General features: G+C 48.2%; 10 protein-coding genes. 9 read left to right on the top strand and 1 reads right to left on the bottom strand.

Annotated elements, in window-relative coordinates; genetic code table 11:
• Positions 1 to 420: 420 nt before the first annotated feature.
• From J0X21_RS10305 to J0X21_RS15735, 8 genes are all read left to right on the top strand, one after another.
• Positions 421 to 1,254 (top strand): electron transfer flavoprotein subunit beta/FixA family protein, encoded by an 834-nt coding sequence (locus J0X21_RS10305; protein ID WP_206812124.1) that lies wholly within the window; start codon positions 421 to 423, stop codon positions 1,252 to 1,254.
• On the top strand, positions 1,254 to 2,579 hold the full coding sequence (locus J0X21_RS10300; protein WP_206812123.1) for an electron transfer flavoprotein subunit alpha: 1,326 nt from the start codon (positions 1,254 to 1,256) through the stop codon (positions 2,577 to 2,579). The genes J0X21_RS10305 and J0X21_RS10300 overlap by 1 nt, the downstream gene beginning before the upstream one ends.
• A 12-nt stretch (positions 2,580 to 2,591) precedes the next feature.
• On the top strand, positions 2,592 to 3,884 hold the full coding sequence (locus J0X21_RS10295) for an FAD-dependent oxidoreductase (protein WP_206812122.1): 1,293 nt from the start codon (positions 2,592 to 2,594) through the stop codon (positions 3,882 to 3,884).
• Positions 3,881 to 4,162, top strand: coding sequence for a ferredoxin family protein (locus tag J0X21_RS10290; RefSeq protein ID WP_206812121.1), 282 nt, complete (start codon positions 3,881 to 3,883; stop codon positions 4,160 to 4,162). Before J0X21_RS10295 ends, J0X21_RS10290 begins: the two co-directional genes overlap by 4 nt.
• Positions 4,163 to 4,325: 163 nt before the next feature.
• Entirely contained in the window at positions 4,326 to 5,138 is an 813-nt protein-coding gene (gene larE / locus J0X21_RS10285; protein ID WP_206812120.1) for an ATP-dependent sacrificial sulfur transferase LarE, read from the top strand.
• 28 nt (positions 5,139 to 5,166) lie between these two features.
• Positions 5,167 to 5,946, top strand: coding sequence for a nickel pincer cofactor biosynthesis protein LarB (larB, locus tag J0X21_RS10280; protein WP_206812119.1), 780 nt, complete (start codon positions 5,167 to 5,169; stop codon positions 5,944 to 5,946).
• Positions 5,943 to 6,656, top strand: coding sequence for a nickel pincer cofactor biosynthesis protein LarC (gene larC / locus J0X21_RS10275; RefSeq protein ID WP_206812118.1), 714 nt, complete (start codon positions 5,943 to 5,945; stop codon positions 6,654 to 6,656). The genes larB and larC overlap by 4 nt, the downstream gene beginning before the upstream one ends.
• 119 nt (positions 6,657 to 6,775) lie before the next feature.
• Positions 6,776 to 7,252 carry a LysM peptidoglycan-binding domain-containing protein gene (locus tag J0X21_RS15735; protein WP_236006201.1) on the top strand — a complete coding sequence of 159 codons (477 nt, stop codon included), beginning with the start codon at positions 6,776 to 6,778 and terminating at the stop codon, positions 7,250 to 7,252.
• Positions 7,253 to 7,486: 234 nt separating this feature from the next.
• On the opposite strand, the gene J0X21_RS10265 is transcribed toward J0X21_RS15735, so the two are convergent.
• Entirely contained in the window at positions 7,487 to 7,654 is a 168-nt protein-coding gene (locus J0X21_RS10265; RefSeq protein ID WP_206812117.1) for a hypothetical protein, read from the bottom strand.
• A gap of 128 nt (positions 7,655 to 7,782) precedes the next feature.
• Here J0X21_RS10265 and J0X21_RS10260 point away from each other — a divergent pair, with 128 nt between their 5' ends.
• Entirely contained in the window at positions 7,783 to 9,798 is a 2,016-nt protein-coding gene (locus J0X21_RS10260; protein ID WP_206812116.1) for a penicillin-binding protein, read from the top strand.
• Positions 9,799 to 9,929 lie beyond the last annotated feature (131 nt).

Raw genomic sequence — 9,929 nt, 5'->3', positions numbered from 1 at the left:
GAACGCTTACCGTTCTCGTAAACAGATTGTATGGCATAAAGCGAAGTAGCATTTTTAGACTTGGATATACTAAGCCGCATAGCAACAATCCCCTCCAATCCCTTACATTATAACACATTACGCAAAATTACGCACTAATAATTGAAGAGAATTTGACATTTTTCCAATAAAAAAAGCCCTGTTTTCAAGGCTTGTAGGGATTTCTATATAAACGCAAGTGTCAAAGACCCGCGAGTGATACGGAGTATTTATAAACTTCTACATATAGAATCCATATATACAATGTATTCTTAATGTATAAATCGAAAGTATTCTTCTTTTTCTTGTAATTTTTAGATGTTTGTACTATCATGTACATGTGTGTAATTTATGCTTAGGGTGGCAATATATGCAACTTAGGAATAGAGGAGGGAATCCATTGTGCATTTCTTGGTCTGTTTAAAGCAAGTTCCGGATACTTCGGAAGTCCGGATTGACCCGGCGACCAATACGCTCATGCGGGAAGGAGTGCCATCCATCATAAACCCGTATGATGCCCATGCTTTAGAGGAAGCAATTCGACTCAAAGAGAAAGTCGGAGGCAAAGTCACTATCATCAGCATGGGGCCTCCGCAAGCCAAAGAAGCTTTAAAAAAAGCGATGTCTTTTGGTGCGGACCGGGCAATTCTTTTAAGTGACCGTGCGTTTGCGGGGTCAGATTCTTTAGCTACTGCGTATGTCTTAACCGTGGCGATTCAAAAGGTTCATGAGAGCGACCCGGTTGACCTGGTCTTTACCGGTAAAGAAGCGATTGACGGGGATACGGCTCAAACCGGTCCCGGGATAGCCCAGCGCCTGGGCTTTCCCCAGTTAACCTATGCCATTAAAGTCCGTGACTTAAATGATGGTTGGGTTACCGTTGAGCGTAAAACCGAAGCCGGCCGCGAAGTGGCAAAAGCGATGCTCCCGGCACTTATTACCGTTGAAAAAGAGCTGAATGAACTGCGCTATGCCTCACTCCCGAACATGATGAAGGCAGCCAAGTACGAGCCTGAATACTGGGAAGCTAAGAGCCTCCCGTATGACACGACTCAACTCGGACTAAAAGGTTCCCCAACCAGTGTGGTTCGGATTTTCCCGCCCCCGGCACGTTCAGGGGGAGATAAAATCGACGGCATGAAAGATCCTCAAGGTGCCGCCGCCATGGTTGTTGAAAAGATGTTTCAACAAAATATCATTATGACCCATCCCCTGGCGAAGGGAGGAAAACACTAATGTCAGTTGTAGTAGATAAAGCCAAATGCATCGGCTGTGGTGCCTGTGTGGTAGAATGCCCGGTGGAAGCCCTTGATCTGGTCGATGGCTTGGCAACGGTCGATCCCAACAAGTGCACGAATTGCGGCAGCTGTGTTACCGTCTGCCCGGCGAATGCACTCTCTTTGCCGGAAGGAGCTGGTAGCTCTGCCACCAAGAACAGCGATGCCGAAAAAGGGGAGGCCAAAGAATTTAATAAGTCCGAGCCTCTTCCGGATTCGGTCAAGGATTATGCCAAAACAAGCAAGAAGAAAGAACCGGTTGTCGCCGGCGGAGATGTCTGGAGCGGCGTCTGGGTTATTATCGAGTACAAGCACGGTGAAGTGGCACCGGTATCCTGGGAGTTGCTGGGAGAGGGCCGCAAGCTTGCCGACGCTATCGGCTGCGATCTTTGCGGCGTGATTGTCGGGCAGGACCTTGATCCGGTGATTTCTGAAGCCTTTGCTTACGGAGCGGAGAAAGTCTATGTTGTCGACGACCCGGTGCTCAAATATTTCCGGACGGAGCCTTATGCCGAGGCTATTACAGACTTGATCCGCAAATACCAGCCGGAAATCGTTTTGATGGGCGCTACGGCCATGGGGCGCGATGTCTTCCCGGCAGTGGCCACCCGCATGCAGACCGGCCTGACAGCTGACTGCACGGTTTTAAGCATTGATCCGGAAACCAAACTTTTACTCCAAACCCGTCCTGCTTTCGGCGGCAATATCATGGCAACCATTCAATGCAAGAAACGCCGCCCGCAGATGGCGACCGTAAGACCGCGTGTTATGGCGATGCCGGAGCGCGTGGAAGGCCGCCAGGGCGAAATCATTCGCGAAGAACTTGGAATTTCCGAGGATGAAGTCCGAACCAAGGTGGTCGAGTTCATTAAAGGGGATGCCAAGAGCATCTTCCTGGATAAGGCGGAAATCATCGTTGCCGTAGGCTTAGGTATTGGCTCTAAGAAGAATATTGAAATTGCCCAAGAACTGGCCGATGTTCTCGGAGGTACCATTGCCGGTACCCGCGGCGCGGTTGAGGCCGGTTGGCTTTCCCATGATCAGCAGGTCGGACAAACCGGGGTTACGGTTCGCCCGAAAGTTTATATTGCCCTTGGTATTTCCGGGGCCATTCAGCACTTGGTAGGAATGGAGACTTCTGACTTTATCATTGCGGTTAACAATGATCCAGATGCCGGTATTTTCCGGGTGGCTAACTACGGAATCGTGGGCGATCTCTTCCAGGTCGTCCCGGCGATGACTCAGGAATTTAAGAAACGCCTTCAGCACGGCGTGGCCAAGTAAGGAGGGAAAAAAGTGGAAAACTTTGATGTGATCGTCGTTGGTGGCGGTCCGGCTGGCTTGGCTGCCGCAATCAGTGCCGCCAGAGCAGGGATGAAAACAGTCGTGATCGAACGCGGTGATTATCCGGGTACTAAAAACGTAATGGGCGGTGTTCTCTATTCCCGAGCCACTGAGGCTGTTATTCCTGAGTTCTGGAAAGAAGCTCCGCTGGAGCGTCCTGTGATTGAACAGCGTTACGGCTTTTTAAGCGGGGATGAAATCTTTGCCGCAGCTTATCGTGATCCTGCTTGGGCTGGACCGCCTTATAATGCGCATACGGTGCTCCGGGTTAAATTTGATAAGTGGCTGGGCCAACAGGCTGAAAAAGCCGGGGTCATGATTATTACGGAAACCGTGGTGGAAGATCTCCTTTACAAAGGAGATAACGTCGTGGGCGTACGCACCGGGCGGGCCGAAGGAGATTTAGGTGCCAAAGTCGTTATTCTGGCTGAGGGCGTCAATGCTTTCATTGCCAAAAAAGCCGGATTGGCTCCGCAACTGCGCCCGGATACAGTGGCTGTGGCCGTGAAGGAAATTATCCAGCTGCCGCAAGAGAAACTTGAAGATCGTTTCTGTCTTGAGCCGGGACAAGGTGCGACTATCGAACTTTTTGGAGATTCAACGGACGGAATGTTAGGCACCGCCTTTATTTATACGAATAAAGATTCCCTTTCCGTAGGGGTAGGCGCCTTGCTCGAACCGCTTATCCGCAAAAAGTGGACGCCTAATGACCTGCTCGAATCCTTAAAAGCTAAACCTTATGTCAAACGCTTGATTCAAGGCGGAGAAACTAAAGAGTATCTGGCGCACTTGATTCCCGAAGGCGGCTATAATGCAATGCCGAAGCTGCACCGCCAAGGGGTCATGGTCGTTGGGGATACAGCCATGCTCGTAAATGGTCTGCATCGTGAAGGTTCCAATCTGGCTATGACTTCCGGTAAAATCGCCGGAGAAGTGGCGGCTCAGGCTATCCAGGCCGGTGATGTGAGCGATCAGGCAATGAGCGTGTATGAAACCCGCCTGCGGGATTCTTTTGTCGTCAAAGACTTGCATAAATACCGGAAAGTGACCGGATTCTTTGAAGATAATCCGCACTTCTTCCAAGTATATCCTGAAATCATGATGAATGCGGCCAGAATGTTCTTTACGGCTGATGAAACACCGAAGAAAGAGCGTCAAAAACAAATCATGAAGATGGTCTTTGAACACCGCTCCAAGGGTGCGTTAATTGGAGACCTCTTCGGGGCATGGAGGGCGCTGAAATGAAATTAGATGACAAGCTGTATCTAGTCCGCTTTAATACGGACAAGTTAAACCATATCAAAATCGCTGATCCTGAAGTCTGCCTTAAACAATGTCAGGATAAGCCTTGCACCCGCATTTGCCCGGCCCACGTCTATGACTGGGATGAAGAAGAAAAACGCATCTCTGTCGGCTATGAGGGCTGCTTAGAATGCGGCACCTGCCGGATTGGCTGTCCTTTCGGCAATATCCTGTGGGGATATCCTCGCGGCGGCTTCGGAGTTTCCTGGAAAAACGGTTAATGCTTCCTCATTAAAAGTGTGATAACTTATTAGTATGAGTAGGAGACAGAGCATTTAGGCTCTGTCTCTTTATCTCTTTGATATATTGACTCCTTTGAATTTGCTTTGACTGCATGTCCTCCTTTCGGTAGAATGGTGGTATATGTAGGCGGGGGTGGGGAGCGTGCAGACAGAAGAAGTTAGACTCGAAGAGGCTTTGTTGAAGGAAAAGGCATTAATTGATAATTTGCGGAATTTGGGCAAAGTAGCAGTGGCGTATTCCGGTGGAGTGGATTCTACTTATTTGACCGCAGTAGCCCGAGAAACTCTGAGAAATAATGCTTTGGCCTTCTTCGTAAAGGGAGCCATGATCGCACCGGCTGAAGAGAGAGAGGCTCAGGAACTGGCCCAAACTCTGGGTTTTGAACTCAAGGTGCTGACAATTGATGTCTTTCAAATCCCTGGCTTCTCCGAGAATTCCAGCGAGCGTTGCTATTATTGTAAACATGCTTTGTTTTCCTTATTGAAGCAAGAGGCAGATAGAAGGGCGCTTCAATTAACTGAAGGTTCAAACCGCTCGGATATGGGGGATTTCCGGCCGGGGCTTAAGGCCTTGCGTGAATTAGGGATTATTAGTCCGCTGCTGCAGGCCGGATTAACGAAAGCTGAAATTAGGTTTCTGGCTCGCAAGCGCGGGCTGCCCAATTGGAATAAGCCTGCTCAAGCCTGTCTGGCTTCACGCATCCCTTTTGGACAGAAAATTTCTCCGGAAATCCTGGAACAAGTAGCCCAGGGCGAACAAGTGCTGACCAATCTAGGTTTTTCCGAACGGCGCGTGCGGGTTCATGGGAATTTGGCCCGGATTGAGGTTCCGACATTTTTATTTTCTAAATTTCTTGAGCATAAAGAGGAGATTGTCAAAGAATTATTAAAGCTTGGATTTCGCTTTATTACCCTTGATTTAGAGGGACTCCGCTCAGGCAGTCTAAACCCGTAAGATGTGCTTACGTGAAGAAGGTGTTTAATTGAACGAACAGCGGTTAAGAGAGATATTAACCTCGGTTCAAGAGGGAAGCTCTTCTATTGAAGACGCTTTATTAAGACTTAAAGACTTTCCCGCAGAGAATCTTGGTTTTGCCCGGCTGGACCATCAGCGGGCGCTGCGTACCGGCCAGCCTGAGGTTATCTTTTGTCAAGGGAAGACTTCCGGCCAGATCATAAGTATTATTGAACATCTCGGGGCCGCCGTTCCCAATGTTTTGGCAACCCGTCTGGATCAGGCCAAAGCAGAGATTATCCAGGCCCATTTTCCTCAGGGACAGTATGATCCTTTAGCCCGTTGTTTTTTGCTGCACCCGCTCGCCGATCCTATATCCGAGGGCAGAATTCTTGTGATTACCGCCGGGACAGCAGATCTGCCGGTAGCACAGGAAGCGGTGCTTGCAGCCCGCTATTTTGGGTTTCCGGTTTCCACATTATTTGATGTCGGGGTTGCCGGTCTGCATAGAATTTTGGACTCCAGGGAGGAACTAAGTCAAGCAGATGTTATTATCGTGGTGGCCGGAATGGAAGGTGCTTTGGCCAGCGTGGTCGGGGGATTAGTGGAACAGCCGGTTATAGCCGTCCCGACGAGTATCGGGTACGGTGCTAATTTTCAAGGTTTAGCGGCCCTTCTCAGTATGCTGAACAGTTGCGCCTCCGGGATTGGGGTAGTCAATATTGACAATGGTTTTGGGGCGGCCTCCCTGGCAGCAGCCATCTTAAGGCGTCTTAATTTCTATCGCAGGAAGGAGAAACAACTTTGAAGATTTTGTATTGGGATGCCTTCGCGGGAATCAGCGGGGATATGGCACTCAGTTCCCTGGTAGCGTTGGGAATCGATCTGGAAAATGTGACCGCCCAATTAAAGTCTTGTGGTTTAACCGGCTTCGAAATCGGGACTAAGAAGGTTACTGTTGAAGGCATTGAATCTATACAGGTTGATGTTAAGGTCTCGGAAGATGTCAGTCATCGCCGTCTTCAGGATATTGACCGGATGATTCAGAACGGTGCCCTGAGTACCCGGACCAAAGAAAATTCAATCCGGGTTTTTCGCGCTCTGGCCGAAGCAGAAGCCCATATTCACGGAGTGAGCACGGAAGAAGTACATTTTCACGAAGTCGGTGCCGTGGATTCGATTATAGATATTGTAGGTACCTGTTTAGCCCTGGATGAATTAGACATTGGACAAATTGTCATCCCGGTTTTACCCTGGTCTCGCGGTTTTGTTCAGTGTGCTCACGGAATCTTGCCGGTACCGGCGCCTGCTGTTTTAGAACTTCTGTCCGGGTTTGAAATGAAAGACTCCGGGATTACCGGAGAGTTAATCACCCCGACCGGTGCAGCTCTGATTAAGGTTTTGGCCAAGCAAGGTCCTTTTCCTGAGATGACAGTCTTAAAGACAGGCTATGGGGCCGGGAGCCATTATTACGGTCTGCCTAATATTCTGCGTTCTGTCTTGGGTGAACAGAAATAAATTAGTAAAATAAGGAGCGTACAGGCACGATCATCCTCTATTTCCATAATTTGATATCAGATAAGGCATTTCTGATATTTTATAGAGATCAGGTTATGGATTTAAGGAGGAATAACGATATGTTTTTTGGAAAGCGCCAGCAGGTAAATGTTTTGGCAGCCCCCGGTTTCATGCCGCAACAACAGTTCACTCAAGATCAAATGATGCAAATGCCGGATGGTCAAATGATGATGGGACCGGCCGCTGAAACCGCAGGGTTTGTTCCCACGCCCGGCCACTTCATGCACACAGGAGCCGGCATGCCCGGTTTTGAAGTTTCCGGATATGCCGGACCCGGGATGGCTGAAACCATCCACGCCACCAAAACGGAATTTGGCAGTCCTTGCCTCCCCGGACATTTTGAGCATACGGAATTTGATGTGGATATTGAACCACGTCCCCGGCGCTATGTTCATGTTGTCCGCAAAGGGGAAACCGTGTATAAAATTGCTAAGCGTTACGGGTTAGACTGGAGAGAACTAGCCGGTTACAACCGTTTGGGAAATCCTGATCTTATTTATCCGGGACAACGGTTAGAAATTCCCCCACGTTACTAAATCATTTTTCTAATTTATAATTTAAAGCCACAGAGACCTGTGGCTTTTCCCAATATTAACTAAAAACCCATAATTTGAGTTGTATGCTTTTAAGCGCTAAGGAGAAAATAGATTTAAACTCACGAATTTCTTAGCAAGGTGGTTTTGAAAAATTCCATCGATAGTTAAGAAAATCGTGGGTTTTTGATTTGAAAAACTGCTCGTCTTTCTTACTATGTAAAATCCCAGTTGTCGTTACTCGTTGGTTTTTTGAACCGTTCGGTGAATTTCAATAAAAAACTCACTGACTTCTTTAGAGGTAGGGACATGCTGTTCGACATGGCCCAGTTCCTTGGTAATGACCGCAAATGCATGAAGCCAGGCAATAGTAATACGGGTAGCGATCTCTTGAGGAGTATTCATCTTGATCACCTCCTTCTTGCCTCAATTTATGAATAAAATCCGAAAAACGTGAGCTGTTAGATTCCTGTCCTAAGAGTTTCGAAGATGGTATAATAGGATTAAATGATCGGATAGGAAGAAGGGTTTATTTGAAAGGGAGCCGAAGTCAGAGAAAATTTTCCCGCGAGTACCTGGTTTACATAAGCTTGTCTGTGATTGCGTTTTTGGTAATCGGTCGACTTTTCTGGCTGCAGGCAGTTGAGGCTTCTAACCTTAAAACGCTGGGGGTGGAAAGAAGAACCGATACTAAAACTATCCCGCCTAAACGAGGAGCAATTTTTGATGCTCAAGGGAATGTCCTGGCCCAAAGCATTCCGGTAAAACTTGTGTTCGCAGACCCCAAGATGCTCTCCGAACTAACCGCTAAAAACCAGTTAAAGGACGCCCAGGGGAAACCCACCACCAAAGAAGAGATCGCCAAGGAGCTAGGTAAGCTCTTAAACCTGGAGCCAAGTGAAGTGTTAAAGATGCTGGATCAAAACCTTTCTTGGGTTGCTCTGGCCCATTATGTCGATATCGGTGTCGCTGCCGATATTGCGAAACTTAAAATCCCCGGCGTCGGTTTTGAGGATGAAGAAAAAAGGGTCTACCCGATGGAGAGTTTAGGCGCCTCCGTGCTGGGAATTGTGAATATGACCGGACACGGAGTGGAAGGAATTGAGTCTTATTATGACAGCCAGCTTTTTGGCAAGCCGGGCTATCTTGCTCAAGAACAGACGGCAGATCCCAAGGGTGAAGACCTGCAATCGAATAAACCGCCGCTTGCAGGTAATAGTTTGGTGTTGACCCTTGATTCCACGATCCAGCATTTAATTGAACAACAATTGGATGACTTAATGCAGCAAACTCAAGCGAAAAGTGTAACCATCCTGGCCATGGATCCCATGAGCGGGAAGATATTAGGCATGGGCTCCCGGCCGGCTTTTAACCCCAATCGTTATACCGAAAGCTCCCCTGAGGACCGGCGGCCTTTAGGCATCAGCTTTGTCTATGAGCCGGGTTCAACTTTCAAGACAATCACGGGGGCGGCAGCCCTGGAAGAGGGGATTATCAACCCGAATGACCTCTTTAATGATCCGGGATATCTTAAAATCAAAAACCGGATCATCATGAACTGGGATTCGGACTTAAAACCTCATGGACAAGTAACCTTCACCGACGGCATGAAACTTTCGTCCAATGTCGTATTGGCCCAAGTCGGGATGAAATTAAATCTTGATCATTTTTATACCTATCTCAAAGCTTTTGGCTTCGGGGCTAAGACCGGGGTTGACATTACCGGTGAGGAAAGCGGTTTGCTCCTGCCCAAAGACCGGGCCCGTGATATCGATTTGGCAACCATGTCATTTGGACAAACCAATTTGGTTACCCCTATTCAATTGCTGACAGCCGTCGGAGCCATTGCCAATGGGGGCAACCTTTATAAGCCGTATATTGTTGACAAAATTCTTTCTCCTACAAATACAATCGTCCAGCAGAATCAGCCTGAGATTGTGAGACGGGCCATTTCTAAAACAACCGCCGAACAAATGAAGGATATTATGACTGAAGTGGTAGATGATGGTACAGGTGGGTTAGCCAAGATTCCAGGAGTCAAGGTAGCGGGCAAAACCGGAACCGCTCAAAAGGTTGATCCGCAAACCGGGGAGTATTCTAAAACAGATTTTGTCGCCTCCTTTGTTGCCTTTGCTCCGGCAGATAATCCAAAGATTTCGGTTCTGATCGTAATTGATTCTCCTAAGGGAGAGGTTCACCAGGGGGGCACTTTGGCCGGTCCCCGAGCCCAGAAAATTTTAGAGGGTGCCCTAAGATATTATGGTATTCCGGTAGCCAAGGATACCCCAAGTTCAGTTAACCTTTCTCCCAATGATCCTCCGGTGAGGGCAACGCCCCAACCTGTGGTTCCAGAACGCTCTCCCGCTGCTAATGAAGCGGTCGTCCCTAACCTTACCGGACTTACGGTAAGGCAAGCAGGAGAGGTATTAGGCAAGCTGGAACTGCGTTTTGAGTTTGAAGGAAGCGGTTTAGCCGTGAAACAAAGCCTAGACCCGGGGAAAGTAGTCAAGAAGGGGGCAGTTGTAAAAGTAACGTTCGGTAGCCAGTAACTGTAGCCGGTTGTCAGGAGACAGGGAAAGAATAGGAGTTAAGAATAGCTTCTTTGAAAATAGCTCATGAGTTGGGTATGCTAAGGAAGAAAACCGATAGAATATTGATGATGAACATATTTGTTCAATAT

It is taken from the genome of Paradesulfitobacterium ferrireducens, assembly GCF_017310645.1.
Classification (GTDB): Bacteria; Bacillota; Desulfitobacteriia; order Desulfitobacteriales; family Desulfitobacteriaceae; genus Paradesulfitobacterium; species Paradesulfitobacterium ferrireducens.
This window is presented reverse-complemented; position numbering and strand designations above follow the sequence as displayed.

Coding starts and splice junctions, on each gene's coding strand:
- J0X21_RS15735 (WP_236006201.1), top strand. CDS start 6,776: ATGTTTTTTGGAAAGCGCCAGCAGGTAAATGTTTTGGCAGCCCCCGGT.
- J0X21_RS10290 (WP_206812121.1), top strand. CDS start 3,881: ATGAAATTAGATGACAAGCTGTATCTAGTCCGCTTTAATACGGACAAG.
- J0X21_RS10300 (WP_206812123.1), top strand. CDS start 1,254: ATGTCAGTTGTAGTAGATAAAGCCAAATGCATCGGCTGTGGTGCCTGT.
- J0X21_RS10265 (WP_206812117.1), bottom strand. CDS start 7,654: ATGAATACTCCTCAAGAGATCGCTACCCGTATTACTATTGCCTGGCTT.